Source organism: Feifania hominis, assembly GCF_014384765.1.
In the GTDB taxonomy this organism is placed as follows: Bacteria; Bacillota; Clostridia; order Oscillospirales; family Feifaniaceae; genus Feifania; species Feifania hominis.
This window is the reverse complement of record NZ_JACRSP010000002.1, coordinates 414557-433071: the sequence shown is the minus strand read 5'-3', so window position 1 is coordinate 433071 and position 18515 is coordinate 414557. Positions and strand designations below refer to the sequence as shown.

At 58.3% G+C, this 18515-nt stretch carries 7 protein-coding genes and 1 other RNA gene; 5 read left to right on the top strand and 3 right to left on the bottom strand.

Translation table 11 applies throughout. The features are described from left to right. Positions 1-60 precede the first annotated feature (60 nt). On the bottom strand, positions 61-813 hold the full coding sequence (locus H8695_RS05475) for a TatD family hydrolase (RefSeq protein ID WP_249299893.1): 753 nt from the start codon (positions 811-813) through the stop codon (positions 61-63). 380 nt (positions 814-1193) lie between these two features. Here H8695_RS05475 and H8695_RS05470 point away from each other — a divergent pair, with 380 nt between their 5' ends. From H8695_RS05470 to H8695_RS05450, 5 genes are all read left to right on the top strand, one after another. Further along, a complete protein-coding gene (locus H8695_RS05470; RefSeq protein ID WP_249299892.1) occupies positions 1194-4385 on the top strand; it encodes a UvrD-helicase domain-containing protein in 3192 nt (1063 codons plus the stop codon). Between the two features lie 242 nt (positions 4386-4627). Continuing rightward, on the top strand, positions 4628-5911 hold the full coding sequence (locus tag H8695_RS05465) for a sensor histidine kinase (RefSeq protein WP_249299891.1): 1284 nt from the start codon (positions 4628-4630) through the stop codon (positions 5909-5911). 14 nt (positions 5912-5925) lie between these two features. After that, a complete protein-coding gene (locus tag H8695_RS05460; protein ID WP_249299890.1) occupies positions 5926-6690 on the top strand; it encodes a response regulator in 765 nt (254 codons plus the stop codon). 186 nt (positions 6691-6876) lie between these two features. Continuing rightward, positions 6877-7185, top strand: coding sequence for a hypothetical protein (locus H8695_RS05455; RefSeq protein ID WP_249299889.1), 309 nt, complete (start codon positions 6877-6879; stop codon positions 7183-7185). Between the two features lie 85 nt (positions 7186-7270). Beyond that, positions 7271-17308, top strand: coding sequence for an InlB B-repeat-containing protein (locus tag H8695_RS05450; protein WP_249299888.1), 10038 nt, complete (start codon positions 7271-7273; stop codon positions 17306-17308). A 365-nt stretch (positions 17309-17673) separates the two neighbouring features. Here the strand turns inward: H8695_RS05450 and ssrA are convergent. Together ssrA and smpB are read right to left on the bottom strand one after the other, a co-directional pair. Then, positions 17674-18022: a transfer-messenger RNA gene (gene ssrA, locus H8695_RS05445) on the bottom strand. A gap of 13 nt (positions 18023-18035) precedes the next feature. Continuing rightward, positions 18036-18506, bottom strand: a complete 471-nt coding sequence (gene smpB, locus H8695_RS05440) for an SsrA-binding protein SmpB (RefSeq protein ID WP_249299887.1) — start codon at positions 18504-18506, stop codon at positions 18036-18038. Positions 18507-18515: the final 9 nt, after the last annotated feature.

Here is an 18515-nt window from a genome sequence, read left to right as displayed (position 1 = left end):
TCTAATGGAGACAATCGTACGCCGAAAGATACAGGCCGCAGACGGATGCGGCCTGTATAATCATACGCCATGATTGGCTGCTGGGCTCTGCGGCAAGCCTCGCGTGAAGAGAGACGAGTAGTTGTCGAAGACAAGTTTCTCCACCTCGGCGGGGGTGAGACCTCGCAGCGCCGCAATGGCCTCGATGGAGCTGCGAAGAACGGCGCCGAGATGTCGTGTCGTGAGATCGCGGCCGAGTGCCCAGCGGATGCCGCTGAGGCCGTCGGTCTCCACAAGAAGTCGCCTGAGAGGCGCCCTCTCTGCCACGGCCAGAACATTTGGATCCTGCCGGACACTGGGACCTATGGTGAAGTAGCAGTCCTGCTCAAGAAAGTGTTCCAGATGATGCTCGCAGGAGTACCAGTGAATCACTTTCGGCATGGTGTATCGCGAGAGAAGCGCGGCGCACTCCTGTTCACAGCCCTTGGTGTGTAGGATGACAGGCAGTCTGCGCTGCTGTGCGAAGTCGAGCTGGCGGAGAAAGATCTCCCTCTGACGGCCAGGATCAACCTGACACCAGACACTGTCCAAGCCGATCTCTCCGATGATGGAGGCTTTGCAGAGGTAGGGTTCCATCTGTTCGAGGGAGTAGCGGTCGGCATACCAGGGGTGCAGCCCGAAGCTCACAGACATGCCGCCATACGCCCCGCGCAGAGCGAGCAGGTCCGCGCACTCGTCCGGCGTTCCGCCCGAGGCGACGCAGAAGATATTCTGCCGGGCGTAGCTGCTGACCTGTGCCTGAGTTTCGATGTGTGTATGTGCGTCACAGAGCAACGCTTTCACCTGCCTTTTGGAGTTTGACTCTATTTTACAGCATCGAATCCGACGGGGCAATGCGCGTGGGGCGATAAAATGTGGCCAATGCTTCCATGAACGCATGGCATTTATGATATAATAGCTGCAGAGCGGCTATTACATGGAATTCAGGCCGTGCTCTTGTCCCTTTCAGGGCAAGGCCTCTGCGGACGGCAGGGAACATGGCCATCGCTTATCAACGACTGCTTTGCGCCCATGATACGAGCTGCAGGGCGGCTATTCTATGGACGCAGATCGCATTACCTGCGGGACGGCTGAAAACATGGCCGCATTCTACCATGATTGCTTTGCGCCCATGGTAGAATGAGAGAAGAACATCCGATCAGGAGGTGCTGTTTTTGACATATATTGCCGATTTGCACATTCACTCGAAATATTCACGCGCGACAAGTCGAGACTGCGACTGTGAGCATCTCGATCTGTGGGCGCGGCGTAAGGGAATCGCTCTTCTCGGCACAGGGGATTTCACCCACCCTGCCTGGCGGCAGGAGCTTGCCGAAAAGCTCGCCCCTGCGGAGGACGGCCTGTATGTCCTGCGGGAGGAGTATGTGCTGCCCGATGCCGCTGCAAGGGGCGACAGACCGCGCTTTGTGGTCTCGGGTGAGATCAGCTCCATCTACAAGAGAGATGGGAAGACGCGAAAGGTACACAATGTCATTCTGCTGCCCGGGCTGGAGGCTGCCGAAAAACTCGCGCTGCGCCTTGAGGCCATCGGCAATATCCACTCGGACGGCCGGCCGATACTGGGGCTCGACAGTCGCGATTTGCTCGAGATCACCCTTGAGGCCTGCCCGCAGGCCGTCTTTATTCCCGCCCACATCTGGACGCCTCACTTCTCCATGTTTGGCGCCTTTTCGGGATTTGATACGGTGGAGGCCTGCTTTGGCGATCTTGCCGGGCACATCCATGCGGTGGAGACCGGTCTCTCCTCCGATCCGCCGATGAACTGGCGGCTCTCGGCGCTCGACCGCTTTACGCTGGTCTCAAATTCCGACGCGCACTCGCCGGCAAAGCTCGGCCGCGAGGCGAACCGAATTGAGGGCGAAATGAGCTATGACGGCCTTGCCCGGGCGCTCTGCGAGGGCGCGGCGGGCGGCTTTCGCGGAACCATTGAGTTTTTCCCGGAGGAGGGAAAGTACCACCTGGATGGACACCGCAACTGCGGTGTCTGCCTGACGCCGGCCGAGACCGCCGCGCAGGACGGCCGCTGCCCGGTCTGTGGGCGGAAGCTGACCATTGGAGTGCTGCACCGTGTGGAGGAGCTGGCCGACCGCCCCGAGGGCTACCGGCCGGCAAACGCCCTGCCCTTTGAGAGCCTTGCGCCGCTGCAGGAGACGCTTGCGGCATCGCTCGGCATTGCACCGGCGGGTAAGAGGGCCGCGCAGCTCTATGAGGAGTTGCTTCAGACGCTCGGTCCGGAATTTGTCATTCTGCGCGAGACGCCGCTTGCAGATATCGAACACGCGGCGGGCGCCTGCGTTGCCGAGGGGATTCGGCGGCTGCGCGCGGGTGAGGTGATGCGCCGCGCGGGGTTCGACGGGGAGTACGGCGGGATCGAACTCTTCACCCCCGCACAGCGCGAGCGGTTCGCGGGACAGGTCACTCTGTTTGGGCCGGACGACGGCACCGTGGCGCAGAAACCGCAGAAAAAGAGTGTGAAAAAGGCCGCTGAGATTTCAGAGGAGCTGACTCCGCCTGTCTCCTTTGGACTCAATGTGGAGCAGCGGGCGGCCGTGGAGGCATCTCAGCGAACAGTCGCCGTGATTGCCGGCCCCGGGACCGGGAAGACCCGGACGCTGGTTTCACGCGTGGTGCACCTCATTCGGGAGTGCGGCGTCAAGCCTGCGCACATCACGGCAGTGACGTTTACCAACAAGGCGGCCGCCGAGCTGCGCGAGCGCCTGGAGCAGGAGCTGGGCCGCGCGGGAACAAGGGGCATGACCATTGGAACCTTTCACTCCATCTGCCTTGCGCTGCTCAGCGAGAGCGGGCCGGTGACACTGCTCGATGAGCCCACTGCCCGTCAGCTTGCACAGACGGCGGCGCAGGAGTGCGGTTGCAGCGACAAGCCGGAGCGCGTGCTGCGCGCGGTCTCACGCAGAAAGAGCGGTCTCGATGCAGGCGACGAGCTGTCTGATGAGGTGTTTGAGCGCTATTGCGAGCTCGTGAGACAGCGGGGCGCGCGGGACTTTGACGATCTTCTGGTCGACGGGCTGAGATACAGCGAGACAGCGGCGCCAAAAGTGCGCCGGCGCTTTGACCACCTTCTGGTGGACGAATTTCAGGATATTGACGAGCTGCAGTACCGGCTCACCCGCACGTGGAGCGCGCAGGGGGAGAGCCTCTTTGTCATCGGCGATCCGGATCAGTCGATCTACGGCTTTCGCGGCTCGGATTCGCGCTGCTTTGCCCATCTGCAGGCGGACGAGCCGGACACGCGTGTCATCCGCCTGGTGCAAAATTATCGTTCGACGCCGGAGATACTGCGCTGTGCGCTGCCGGTGATCTCCCGCAATGAGGGCGGCGAGCGGGTGCTCGAGCCGGTGCGTGCGTGCGGCGCGGCAGTGCGGTTTCTCACGGCGCCGGGAGAACTCAGCGCCGCCATCGCGCTCTCAAAGGAGATCGCCCGGATGACGGGCGGCATCGACATGGTCACGTCGGCAAATCGAAGCGGGGCGGTTTACAGCTTCGCCGACATTGCGGTGCTCTACCGCACGCACCGCCAGTCGGAGATTCTGGAGCAGTGCCTGCAGAAAGAGGGGATCCCCTTTGTCGTCACCGGGCGGGAAGACTATCTGGAAGATGACCGTGTGCGCGGAATCATCGGGATGCTGCGCTTTCTGAGCAATCCCGGCGACCTGCCGTCGCTCGGCGTCGCGCTCCAGACGCTGGCCGAATGCCCGCGAGATCTCGCGGAGGGCGTGCTCGCGGCGCTTAGGCGGGCAGATGGGCCGATTGAACGGAAAATAGAGATCGGGATGCGGGATTACGAGAGCATTCCCCGGCTTTTACAGTGGGCCGAGCGGCTGCGCCGTTACGCGGGGCGTCTCACGGAAAAACCGCACCGGCTGCTCGGCGATCTCACAGCGGAGATTGGGGCAGACGAGAGCGAGTCCGTTCGCAAGTTCCTTGCGGCGAGCGCCTTTTTTGACGGGGTTGACGCACTGCTGTCGGCGATGGCGCTCGGCGGCGAGCAGGACATCAGCCGCGCAGGCAGCCGGGGACGCTATGCCTCGGGAGCGGTGCAGCTGATGACGCTGCACGGCTCAAAGGGGCTCGAGTTCCCGGTGGTATTCCTGTACGGCGTGGAACGCGGCACTCTGCCCCTCGAGATGCCCGGCCGGGAGGAGACCGACGTGGAGGAGGAGCGCCGGCTCTTCTACGTCGGCATGACGCGCGCCAGAGACGAGCTTGTCATGCTCGCCTCGCGTGAGCAGTCGCCCTTCCTCAATGAGATTCCGCCGGGTCTGCTACACCGCGAGCGTGTGGCCGCACCTGCCCCCACCATGAAGCAGATGAGTTTGTTTTAAAAGATGCGCCTCATTGTGAGGCGCATCTTTGCAGCTGAATATATGATTTGTGAGTTACCGCACCCCTTAATGGAGAATATTCTCAAGAGAGGGCTCTGACCAATAGTGCGCAAAAAGCATTTGGCGGCATCGGCCGATGTCAAAGGAAACTGCTCTGCATTATCGCGCTTGACTTTTTGCGTCGACAAGGATGACTACAGATGCTATACTGGATGAAATTGACACACAAAGGAGTGTAGTGGATGGAGCAGATGGTTACTGCCAATATCATGCTGGATTTCTTTGCCATTGTGCTCTCCTGCATTCCGGTGGCCTATATTCTGAATGGCCAGCGGTACCGTCAGCGTCTCAACCGGTATTTTCTCGGCGTCGGCATCTCCAATATTTTCATGATCCTGGGCGATCTGGCGGACTGGCTGCTCCAGGAGATCACTACCGCCGCCCAAGCGGTCGCCCTGACAGTATTCTCGGCTACTTTCTATACCGCCTCTGCTTTTGTGCTGTACTTCTTCGCCAGGTATATGGAGGAATATCTCCATCTATCTGGCAGAGGGAGGAGATGGTATCTGAGCTCGGTTGCTCTCGCGTGCAGTGTGCAGGTGTTTTTCTCTCTCATCAGTCCGTTCACCGGGGCAATTTTCACTGTGACAGCGGCGGGATACCAGAGAGGCAGCCTGTTTCTCATTTCTCAACTGGTGCCTCTGTACTGCTACCTGTTATTCACTGCAACTGTCATCCTCTGCCGAAAACGGCTGTCACGGCGGGAGGTTATCTTCTTTCTCCTCTATATCTTTGTCCCGCTGGGAGGCGGCGCGGCCCAGATGTTCCTGAGGGGAATTGCCGTGGTCAATGTCGGCGTGTCACTGGCTCTGCTGTTCATTCTGGTCAACATCCAGTTCGAGTATGAGATTAAACTGCGGGAACAGGAGAAAGAACTGGCCGAGATGAGCGTTGACATCATGCTCAGCCAGATCCAGCCCCACTTTCTGTACAATGCCCTGGCAACCATCTCACATCTGTGCAAACGAAACCCGGTAGAGGCGCAGAAAGCCATACAGGAGTTTTCCGCTTTTCTGCGGGCCAATATGAACAGCCTGAAAAACCACTCACCCATCCCGTTTGAGCAAGAGCTCAACCATGTGATGAACTACCTTTACCTGGAGCAGCGCCGATTTCAGGACCGGCTGAAAGTGGTGTACGAGATTCGGACCTCTGACTTTTTCCTGCCGCCCCTGTCTCTTCAGCCACTTGTGGAGAACGCCGTGCGCCACGGTATTTTAAAAAAAGAGGAGGGAGGCATTCTCATCCTCCGTACCCAGGAGACACCGGACTCCTTTCTGGTGCTGGTCATGGATGACGGTGTGGGCATTGCCCGGGCCAGACAATTTCCAGACTTGGGGGAGCACAACCATCTGGGCATTGAAAATGTGCGCAGCCGTCTGGCCTCCATGGTGGGCGGTACATTGGACATAGAGAGCAGTGACAAGGGCACCGTCGTGACCCTGAGCATTCCAAAGGAAAGGTGAGCGCTTTGCGATTTTTGGCGGTAGATGATGAGCATTTTTTGCTGGAAGAACTGAAAGAAGCGCTGGAGCAAGTCCGGCCCGGGGCGGAGGTGTGGGGTTTTACCAAACCTGGAGAAGCTCTGAACGCCATGAAGAGCCGGCGGGCAGATGTGGCTTTTCTTGACATCGAGATGGGGAGTATGACCGGGCTGGAGCTGGCGGAGCAGATGAAGCGTCTTCAACCCGACCTCCACATCGTCTTCGTCACCGGTCACCAGCAGTACGCAGTGCAGGCGTTTCAACTTCATGCCACCGGCTATCTGCTCAAGCCCATTAACACGGCGGCCTTGGAGCGGGAGCTGACTTTCCTCTATGGGGAGCGTTCACCGGGGAGAGTCCGTGTGCAGACATTCAGCGGCTTCGAGGTGTTTGTGGACGGCGTGCCGGTGAAGTTTGGCCGGGCCAAGGCCAAGGAGCTTTTGGCCTACCTTGTCGACCGCAAGGGAGCAAGCGCAACCACCGCGGAAGCTCGTGCCGCGCTGCTCGAGGGGCCGGATACCGTGTCAAGTCGGGGCTACTTCCGCAACATCGTCAAAAATCTGCGGGAGTCCCTGCGAGCAGCCGGAGTGGAGGACATTCTTCTGCGGGAACACAACCGCCTGGCCATCCTGCCGGAGAAGCTGGACTGTGACTATTACCGCTTCCTCAGGGGCGAGGCGATTGCGGTAAATTCATACCGGGGAGACTACCTGCCCCAGTACAGCTGGGCGGAATTTCGCAACGGAGAGCTGGACAAATAGATTGAAGCAAGAGAGACGGGTTTAAAATCCCGTCTCTTTTTATTTTCAGAAAATTTTATTTGCGCATGATTTTGGAGCCGGTTTGATACGCTTTTGATACACGCCGTTTGATATCATAGAGAAAAAACAGACATGGGGCCGGCCCCATGTCCGCCGGGAGCTCTCCCGGCGGACAATGATACCTAAATGATATCAAATGAAAAGGGAGGGGACACCGTGACCGTTTTGGTAGTGGATCGGGACTGGAAAGCACTGCGTAAGACTGCGGAAGCCATTACAGGTAAGAACGCCGCTGTAACCGTGATGCTGAAATCCAGTGGAGAAGCGGCGGCACAGTTCGCAATGGATCACCCGGTAGATGTGGTATTCATGTGTGCAGAGCTGTTCAGCGAAACGCTGGTGGGAAAAATCAAACGATTTCAACCCATGGCCGAGTGCCACATTCTCGGGGCGGGGCAGGACATCACGCCCTTTCTGGTTCCCTATGCACTGTGAGGAGTAAACGCGGCAATTGCATTGGCGCCGGGCATACGTCTCTTTAAGAGGGGGCGCCGCCCTGGTCACTGAAGGAGGAAGAGCAATGAGAAAACATTTGGCACACAGTCACTTCTGGAGGCGGGCGCTGGCGTCCGTTATAACGGTCTGCATGCTGCTCGGTATGCTGCCCGTTTTCCCGGGACTGGTCACCACGGCCCGGGCGGCGGAGGAGACCGAAAGCGGCGGAACCGACGCCTACGGCTTCAGCACGGAAATACCCAGTGACTATGACGAAGGCGATGGAAAAAATCCTTTCGGACGGGTAGCGGTGGAAAACCAGGTCAACATCAATCCGGTCAAGGAGCTGGGCATTTATGAGTCGGCCGCCGGCTACCAGCTCAGCCGGTCGCTGAAGCTGGATGGAACCTGGAAGTGGCCGTTCTACGAGACGGAATACAATACCTTTGAAACAATGTTTAACCTGGATAAGAATCACTACACCGATCGCAGCACGCAACTGGTTCAGTACCTCTCTGGAGACAACGTAGTAACCCAGTTTCAGGACAGCGATTACGGTGAGCTGAACTATGTCCGGGGCGTGGCTTTCGACCCCACCGGCTCCGGCCGGGACGACCATATCGCCTACTACGGCTACGTCAACCCCAACAGGAATAAGGACAAGGCCAACCAGCCCGGTGTGATCATAGTCGATGCCAAGGAGGCCAACAGCTCCAACAAGGTCACCTATCTGAAGAGATACAGCAATGTGCCTGCGAGTTCGGACGACTACACCTGGGTAAATGGCCTGGAATATAATCCTTTTAAGGCCGACGGATACAACGCTATGGTGGCCGGCGACTTCAACGGCGACGGCGAAGATACCCTGATCTTCTATAACCCCACCGTCGGAAGCCTCCGGCTGATGGAGATGCGGGACATTAACCTTGATTTCTGTGGCAAAGAGATCAACTTTGGCCAGGAGAATTTATCCTTTTACAATGGAACCAATCATACGCTCAACGAAATATCCTCACATACAAGAGATAAGAACGATGAGCACAAGTGCCGCAACATCCCCATGGTACACCTGGCGGCAGGCGACCTCGACGGGGATGATATTGAGGAGCTGGTGGTCACCGTGTCTTTCAGCGACCTGGCTGACGGCATTGAGGAGAAGCTGGGAAAGAACAACTATGAGGACAAAAACACCGGAAGCACCGCCTCTCTAGTACTGGTATATAAAACAGACAAAAATGGCGATTGGCAGAAAGTCTTTCGCACCCAGCTGGCTGACGTCTATGACGATACTGCGAAAAACTGGCGGGACAAAAATACAGAGACCGGCTACGAGGGTTGGTTCTTACGCTCTGCCGCCTCTGCCATCGGCGACTTTGACGGGGACAGCAAGGCGGAGATTGTCACCGTAGGCATCCCCGCCGACGACAAGTGCTGGTACAGCGACGATGTGGTACGTACCGCCCTGATGATCACAACCATCGACTGCGGCGAGGGGGCGGACGGCACTGGCTATGAGCTGAGAACCTGCCCGCGCGGCGGTGTCGGAACCAACGGCCCGCCCATGGTCCCTGTGGGCACCTATGTGCGTAACGAGAGCAGCACAGGGTGGGGAGACTGGGCCGATGCGGAGTCCAGTTACGCCGACAATCCCCCCATCTCCGTCGGCTGCGTTCTGCTCGAGGGCTTCGGCACCCGGCCCTACCTGTTCGCTCAGGGCCATATCTTCCAGTTGGGGGACAACGGGAGATTTGAAGCGGCCAAAATGGGCGCAAACGAGACTGACAAGTACGTGAGCTATCGGAAATATGTTGGTCAGCCCGTTATCGGCAATTTTGATGGAAACACCGCCGGGCGCGAATCCGTCTTCTTTGTGGTGGGCAACAAGCTGCGGTGTGAGTTCGATAGACCGTTCTACGACCAATGGACTTACAGGGGAGACAAGCACTGGATCGCGGGCCTGACCTTTGACCCCGGGACCAACGAGCAAGGGGTTCCCACCAAAAAGGTCATGGACGGCACCGGCCTGTACGCCACTCACTACGGTACCAACGTATATGAGCGTTGGCCCTGGTATTCCGCCTGCGTGGCCCTCACCGCCCCGGATATTGACACCGACGACGGTATGCTGGCCCACTATGAGAGAAAGCAGTACACTTTCGCCGACCCCGAGATCATGGCCATTCTGGAGGCCAGCCCCTACTTCGAGGATCTGGTGGATGAGTATCCCGAGACTTCCGGCTCTACCGCTTTCGGAACCTCAACCGGCGGCGGAACCGGCAGCAGCGAGACCAGTTCCACCAGCGCCGGCGCCTACGTCAGCTTTGAGCAGGAGTTTCAGTTTTTGTTCTTTGAGGCGGCCAAGTTTGAAATGGAAGCCTCTTTCTCCTCCGAGTGGAGCAACGAGACGGAAAAGACCACGGAATACAGTTATGATATGTCTTACGAGATCGGCCGGGACTACAATCAGGTGCTTCTGATGCGCACACCGGTCATTGTCTACACCTATACGGTCACCGATACAGACGGCAACAAGAGCGAGATGAACATCTCCGAGGCTCAGGAGCCGGCCTACTACCTGATGCCCATTGAACGATACAACGAGTTGGCCGGCCAGCTGGGTGATCCGGTCATCGGCCCGGATATCGTGTCCGCTGTTCCCGGCCAGCCACAGACCTACCGCACATCGGAGGCGGGAACCCGCAGACCGACCATGGGCAGCAGCAACTGGATGGACGCCAGCAGCGAAAACACGGTGAACTCCCAGTCCATCAGCGTCAGCAGCAGCACGACGGTTACAAAAGAGCTGACCCATAGTTTTGATACCAAGATTGGCGCGGGGGCCGGCGGCTTCTGTGTCGGTGCTACCGCCGGGGCCTCCTCCGGCTCAGCGCAGAGCGTCACCAGCACCTCGGGGCTGACTTATTCGGGCACTGTGGCCGGCGTGCCGAAGGACTTCAGGGACGACTACGGCTTCCAGTGGAAATTTTTCACCTGGGAGGCCCAGATCGAGGACTATATCGTCCCTGTGCTCAGCTACATCATCAAGCCGAACAGCGTCAAACAGCCCCCCAGCCGGCCCACCAACCTGGCTGTCGTCCCGGATGAGGATACCGCTATCCTGACCTGGGAGGCGGGCTATAACACCGCTCTGTGGTACGAAGTGGCCCTCTATTTGGAGGAGGACGATGAGTACTACACTCTGGGCAGGGTGAGCGAAGCCGAAGAGGATGAGGACGGTGACTACTACACCTTTACAGCCACCGGGCTGAAGCCGGATGTCCAATACCAGTATACCGTCCGGGCTGTGGGCTACGATGGAACCCAGGAGGTCTACTCGGGGTATACCACTCCTGTGTCTGTGGTCATCGGGGCTTCGGGCCAGGCGCTGCCCATCATCTCAAAGCACCCTGAGGACGCAAGAGTGCGCCCGGGCAGCGATGCCTCCTTTCTGGTATCCGCCCAGTTCAACGGGGGCCCTGCCGCCCAACTGAACTTTCAGTGGCAGTCCCGCAAGTCCGGCTCCGGGGTCTGGAAGCCGGTGGACGGGGCCAGAGAATACCAGCTGACATTGCCCGCAGTGACACAGCAGATGGACGGCACAGAGTACCGCTGTATGGTATCCGGCCTGACCAGTTCCATGACCAAGGTGTCTGTCTACAGCGACGTGGCCACCCTCTGGGTGGGCAAGGATCGCAGCGACACCACGCTGGAGGTGGGGAATGTCGCCGGCCAGTCGAATTACACAGCGACACAGACGGACACCAAACGGGTCACCAAGACCTATGTGGTTGACAAGGGAAGCGGCACGTATGAGAGTTACCAGGCTTATGTCAATAACTTTGAGGGCGGCAGTGCAGACCAGGTCTACCTCTGCCAGGAGGATGGCCTCTATTATCTGCTCAATGGGCTGACCGCGCAGCAGCCGGACGAAGCCGGTATTGCCACGGCTGTCTATGACTCCAAAATCGAGCTCACCGCTCTGGCGGACTGCCTGGTAGACGGGAGCGGCAAGCTGGTTGTCAACCTGGAGGACCTGCGCTCCGACGCGCAGCGGACAGAGGAGATTAACGGGGAGACCTACAACCTGTTCGCTGCTCAGGGCGTGGCTGTGAAGCAGTCCGGGGAGCAGGAGGCAGAGTTGACTCAGGACCAGTTGGTACAGACCACCCTGACTCTGTATCAAAAGAAGGACACCAGCGCAGACCCCAAATTCTATGTCTACCTGGAGGGTGGGGATGGTGTATCCACCCTGCAGGAAGTGAAAAAGTTTGACGGTGATGCCTATCCCGAGGACGGGCTGGAAAATCTGACCTATCTGGGCGACCCGCAGGAAGTGTGGTCCGATGTGCCGGGTACTGTCACGGAAAACGAGACGCCCTACGAGGTTTATGCCTACGGCGGCGGCACAGATGAGGAGAAAGTGTATAAAAACGGCGAATTCTACTACATTCGCACGGAGGACACGCAGAGCTCCGAAGAGCCGGGGGGAGAGGATAAAACAGTAGTCACCTATACCAAACTGGAGCTCAAAGAATATGGTGGGATACTGGGTACCGCAGAGGGCGGCATGGTTACTCCTCTGGCCGTACCCGGAAACCAGGCTGAAACGGCCGAAATCAAGGTGTACCGTGAAGAGAAGCATGACGGCGAACCGGTCACCCTGACTGCCACCGTTGCCGGACCGGGGTCCACCACCGGCAGCATCGTCTTTCAGATTATCAACACCACCACCGGCGCGGCCCAGAGCATTTCGGCTGAACGGACTGGGGACGGACCTGGAACAGCATCCTGGATTCCCAAGACCCCCGGCGTATATCAGATTATCGCTCAGTATCAGGGGAGCGGGGCCACCATGCCCTCCTCCTCAGCGCCCATCACCTACTATGCCTATCGCGATCAGGAGGCAACAGGCTATGATCTGAAGCTGGCGGACAGTGTGACCTATGGGGAACTCATCAACCCGCAATTTATCACCTGGAAGATGGAGGGCGGCGAACTGACTACGGACAGTACCGCCGGCGGTGCGGTCTTCACTGCCTATCCTTTCCTGGGAACGGGTGCTGCGGGCGCCGACGAAAACGGGTTTGACACCACGGCTCTTACTTGGAAGAGAGGTCAGACCCTTGTCCCTGGGCGATATCGAATCGCCGCATCCAAAGATGGTGAAATCGTGGCCAGCAAGGTGCTCACCGTAGAGCCCAGGCCCATCACCGTGACCGCGCCCAAACTGGCCGATATCTCTGCGGAAAAGCTGGAGGACTTTAACCTGAACGACTACCTGGGTGAGATCACACTGACACCCGGTCTGGTATCCGCAGACGAAACCATCTATGGGGAGACTCTTTCCGATCTGTTCTGCCTCACCGGCGGCCCTGAACCTGTAGCCGGGCCGCACGATCTCATGGTGGCCTACGCCGCTGACATGGAGGACGCCGGCGAGGTGCAGCGCAAAGCAAAGGAGGACTTCCTGTCCAAATACGTTGTCGAGCTGAAAAAGAGTGTGGTCACTGTGCTGGCAAATGCCTTTCCGGTACGCTTTGAGGCTGATATCAACGGCACCTTGACGGGCTCCTACGCCAGCGGCACCACGATTACCTCTGGGAACAGTCTGCCCGCCGGCAGCAATCTTCTGTTCCTGGCGGAACCCATCGATCCCTCTTTCCAGGTACAGAGCTGGACCGTGAACAACCAGCGCGTCGTGGAAAACACCGACAAAATTGTCCTGGGGAACGGGGGACTGAGTCTGAACTACTTTGGACTGGATCAGGCCTTGGAGGTGCAGGTCACATTTACCAGCTCTTCCACTGTGCTGAACTTCCGGGCAGAGGGCAGCGGTGGTACTCTGACTGCAATCAACAATGGCAAGGAGATCACTGGCCCTACCGCCAATGTGGTGGCTGGCAGTACGGTAATCTTCAATGCCAAACCCGGCAGCGGCTATGTGGTGCGGGAGTGGAAAGTTGACGGCGTGGTCCAAACCTATGACGGCACCGACACTGTCTTTGCCCAGAACGCCCTGACCCTGGAAAATGTGGCTGAGGGACCGCTCAATGTCACCGTGTCCTTCGAGCAGAAGAGAGGCCTCACCGTCACCTACGGCGCGGTGGATGAGCGGGGAGCCGACGCATCTGGCGTGACTTTCAAGACAGACGATCTGACCGCAACAGGTACCGCGTCGGGCACCGCTGTCAATGGCTCTCAGGTGACCATTACCGCTGAGCTGCTCCCCGGTGTCTCCCCCATCCGTTGGGAAGTGGAGCAGGCTGACGGAAGCTGGGCTCAGGTATCAGGTGCCAGTGAAACCTTTACCATACAAAACCTTCAGAACGATATGAATGTTCGCTTGGTGGTCAGTGACGAGGCCACCACATTCCGGCTGACTTTTGATGTGGTAGACCAGAGTGGGGCTCCAATCGCTGACGCGGGTACCCTGAGAGCCTTCCTTGGCGACCGGGAGATATTCTCCGGGAAGCAGCAGATCGCCAACAGCCAGATCGACTTCGTCTTTGATGAGGCGGAGGACTACGAGCTGGTCCGCTGGGAGAAAGACGGATGGGGCGTGAGCCATGACCGGGAGCAGATGCGCTGGTCACTTGCGCAGCTATCCGAAGATACCACCGTGAACGTAGTGGTGGCCAGGAAGCCTAAGGTTACGATCGATGTCTCCACCAGCGATCCCGATGCCTCTGATGGCTTCGGCGATGTAACCGCCACAGCCGATGGAGCTGCGGTGAACAGCGGCGACTATGTCTACAACGGCACCGAACTGATATTCACTGCCGCGCCGGGGGAGAACTACCGTGTTGGCAGCATAGAGGTCAACGGGGAGCCGCAGGAGGTGGAAAAGCACGCCCTGACCGACAACCAGACCTTTACGGTGAGGACGGCTGAAAGCGAAGAGGTTGTGGTTGCGGTTGAGTTTGAGAAGATACCCACCTACACCATCACCCATTCCGTCCACGAGGTGGACGGAAGCGCCCACGGCACTCTGCGCGCTGACGCCAGCCGCAAGAAAATGCCTGCTTATTTACAGGAGGACTTTGCCAGCGGCACACCCATCCACGAGGACTCCACCCTCACCTTTACCGCGGTGCCTGATGAGGGTTACCGGGTACAGAAATGGACGTGGACGAATGAAAACGGTGAGACAGAGGATATCATGGCCCAGGGAAGCGAAGCCTCTTTCTACATTGGCCTTGAGTTGCCCGTGGCGAAGGAGAATCTGCGCAGGGAAAACACCGTCACGGTGGAGTTTACCGCAGTGGGCGACAGAGTTAATTTCGGCGCTGTCGACGGCGTCATTACATCTGCCAAACTCAGCGGAGGAACAGAGGCGCAGCAGAATATTGTGCTGAATCCGGGGGCATCCATCACATTCACCGCCGAGGGAAACACCGGCTATGAGATTCAGCACTGGACAGTAAACGGCTTGGCGCAGGAGGGCTCGGACAAGACGGAGTTTACCTATAGCGTTCCGGTCGATGCCGATAAAAACAAGACCGGCGCCGAGATTCGGGCGGTCTTCCAGCCCATCGAATACCCGGTGGCCTGGAGCGGAGACCGCTACGGCCAGGTTCTTTTTGACAAGCGGGCGGACGGCGATGACGCTGTCCGCGGTGGTACCGAGATGCTCTTTACCGCCAAACCGAAGGCCGGCTATGAGTTGGACCGCTGGATGGTGGACGGCGAAGAGGCGGGGGGCGGCAATGAACTGAAGTGGACTGTGCCTGTCGGCGTAGAGGCAAAGACAGAGCCGTATCAGATTCAGGCTGTATTCCGGGGCGGCAGCTATACGCTGACCTATGAGCAGCCGGAGCACGGCACCTTGACGGCTGATGTGGAGGGCAGCGAGGTTACCGGCGGCCAGACCGTCCTATTTACCGCCGTCCCGGAGGAGAATTACGAGGTGGCGTACTGGACGGTAAACAAGAGGCAGGTGAACAGCACCGATGAAACCTACTCGCTCACCATTCAGGGCGACACCACCGTATCTGTCACCATGGCACGCAACACCCATACCGTTACCTTCTCTGCAACTGAGGGCGGTACCGTTGCCGCTGTGAATGGCAGCGAGAGCCCGGCCACGGTGAGCCGTCACGGCAGCTTCACTCTCATTGCCGAGCCGGACCCCTACTATGACCTGCTCCACTGGCGGGTAGGCGGTGAGGTCACACCCGGCGAGGCAGGAGAACCGTTCACGCTGACCGACATCATCGAGGACATGGAGGTGCAGGCCGTATTCGCCAGCCAGGGCGGCTATAACGTCAAGTTCTCCGCAGGGGAAAACGGCAAGCTGACGGCTACCCAGAATGGGGAGGTATTTAGTCCCGGAGATTCGGGCAACACCGTTGCGGCCACCAGTACGCTGGTATTTACCGCAGAACCGAACACCGGCGCAGATGGTAATCATATGGTGGCCCGGTGGACGGTGAACGGCAAGCCGGTCACTTGGAAGACGATGGATGAGCTGGACCTGGACATCGAGATGGAACACCCTCTGAGCAATAAGCTGACCGTACCCAGCCTTGACTGTGAGCTGGAGGTTCGAGTGGAATTTGAACCCTACCAGGGCTTTGATATTCCAACGAGCGGTGCTGGATACACCATTGTTGCTGTGGAACGCATCCCAGCTGAAGCCTACCCGGGCGCGCCGGACACGCAGATTCGCAAGGGCGGTAATTTGACTTTCACGGTCAAACCGGATGAGGATCATTATCTGACCGAGCTGACCATCAACGGTACGGACTGCCTGAGCGGCAGCGTGGGAGAAAACCTGACCGTCGTCAGAAACGAAGACGGCAGCGTCACCATCGCAATTTCTGATGTGGCGAAAGAGATTACCCTGGGCGCAACGTCTCTGCAGTTCCAGACGGTCCAGAGTGAGCTGACTGCAGTGCCGGATGAGCTTGCCGGAAAATTCAGCACCATCCAGCAGCTTCAGGCGGCTCTGCGCACAGAAGTCACCAGGCTGGACAGTCGGGTTGGAAGCAATATCTCCCTGCTCGACATCAGACTGCAGTACACCACGGATGGTGGTCTGAACTGGCAGAATGCCACGAAAGAACAGTTCCCCGAGGGCGGTATCAAGGTCAGCATTTCCTACGATGACCTGGGCGCCGGGCTGGATGACAGCTACAACTACACGGTCATTCACATGTTCACCACCGATATGAACGGACATATTGTGGGCGATTCGGAATCCATTAAACCGGCCAAGAGCCCGGACGGTATCTCTTTCACCGTCACAAGCCTGTCTCCCTTTGCCATCGGCTGGAGCAAGCCTGCCGCCATATTCCCCGGCGGCGGAGTTGTCAGCGCGGGCCACAAGATCACCCTTGAGGAGGCTGAACACGGCATGGTGACAGCTGACCGGGAGACCGCTGAAAAAGGCGATAAGGTTCTGCTGACCATCCGGCCGGAGGCAGGCTACGAGCTGGATACGCTCACCATCACAGGAAAGTCGGGCACTCCGGTCACACTTCTCGAGGAGGGGCAGGGCTATGCTTTCCTGATGCCCGATGAGGAAGTCACCATACGAGCGGCATTCCGCATAGAAATCCCCTGGGATAATCCTTTCACAGATGTATCTGGTGATGCCTGGTACTATGAAGCTGTGAAATACGTCTGCCTAAACGGGCTGATGGGAGGTACCGGCGACACCACGTTCAGCCCTGACATCTCCACCAGCCGGAGCATGATTGCCACCATCCTGTGGAGACTGGACGGCAGCCCGGATATGGAAAACGAGCCTTGGGGCGCCCCGTATCAGGACGTAGACGCCGACAGCTGGTATGGCACGGCGGTGTACTGGGCCCGGCTGCGCAACGTCGCCGGCGGCTACGGCAACGGCACTTTTGGTCCCGACGATATCATTACAAGAGAGCAGCTGGCGGCTATGCTCTACCGCTACGCCGGCCAACCCCCGGTGCCAAACCTGGCTCTGGTCTTTGACGACGCCGACCAGGTGAGCGATTTTGCAGACAACGCCATGCGCTGGGCTGTGGACGCCGGGATCATCAACGGCAAGGGTAGTGGTATTCTGGACCCCCAAGGCCGGGCTTCCAGAGCAGAGGCAGCGGCCATGCTCATGCGCTTTTGCCAACAACCCACCGAGACAAAATGACTTAACGCCTAGTCAGGGACTTACCCTTACACCCAGAAAGAAGTTTTTTCAGTTGAGAGGCACAGATGCCCGCCGGGCATCTGTGCCTCTTTCTTGACAGCCCCGCATCGAAAATACCCTCTGGTATGCCTGAAACCCGCATTACAACAAGAAAACCGCCAGAAATGGCGGTTTTCTGAGTACAAAGGACGGTTAAAAACGATATTTTTTCGGCAACGTAAAAAGCCGCCCGAAAGGCGGCCACAAAATCGAAGCCCAACGAAGTGGGTTCGATTTTGAAAGGAGGAGCGACAAAATGAGTGAGAGATGACGTTTGATTTGAAAAAGAAAACGTCGTCGCGAACGATATGACGTCCGCGACGACGTGGTGGAGGCGAGGGGAGTTGAACCCCTGTCCGAAAGTCCATTCACGGGGACCTCTACGAGCGTAGCTCTATGTTTGGGATTCCCCCGCGCACACGCCAAAGAGCGGGCTTGTGCGGTCGGTAGATTCATGGTTCATGGCCGGGGCAAATCTTACCCGGCGCACGTTCACTGCTCATCGACGCCCCAGCCCGGGCCGCAGTACTCCCGGGTGGGACGGCAGCCTAAATTAGGCCGCGGCTAATGTTCTGTTATTAGCGTTTGTGTTTAAATTACGGTGTTTTACGAGATCCCGTAAATCTCGGCTCGCTATCCCGGCTGCAAGACCCCCGTCGAAGCCATTACGCCCCCATGTGGGCCGGTGTCACCGGTTTCGTTCTTTCATGGCGCGGTCCATCTCGCGCTGCGCGTCCTTTCGGGCGATGGCGTCGCGCTTGTCGTGCAGCTTTTTGCCGCGGCACAGCCCGACCTGCACCTTGACGTGAGACCCCTTAAAATACAGAGACAGCGGGATGATGGCCATGCCGTCCTGCTTGACGCAGCCGTACAGACGCATGATCTCCTTTTTGTGCATCAGGAGCTTTCGCTCGCGCAGGGGATCCTTGTTGAAGATGTTGCCCTTTTCATAGGGCGAGACATGCATGCCGACCACGCGCAGCTCACCGCCCGACACGGTGCAATAGGCGTCTTTTAAATTGACCTTGCCCGCGCGGATGGACTTGACCTCGGTGCCGGCGAGCGAGATGCCCGCCTCGAAGCTCTCCTCAACAAAGTAGTCGTGGAAGGCTTTTTTATTCTGTGCTATGGTGCGATTCTGCGTTGCTTTCTGCGGCATAAAAGCCCT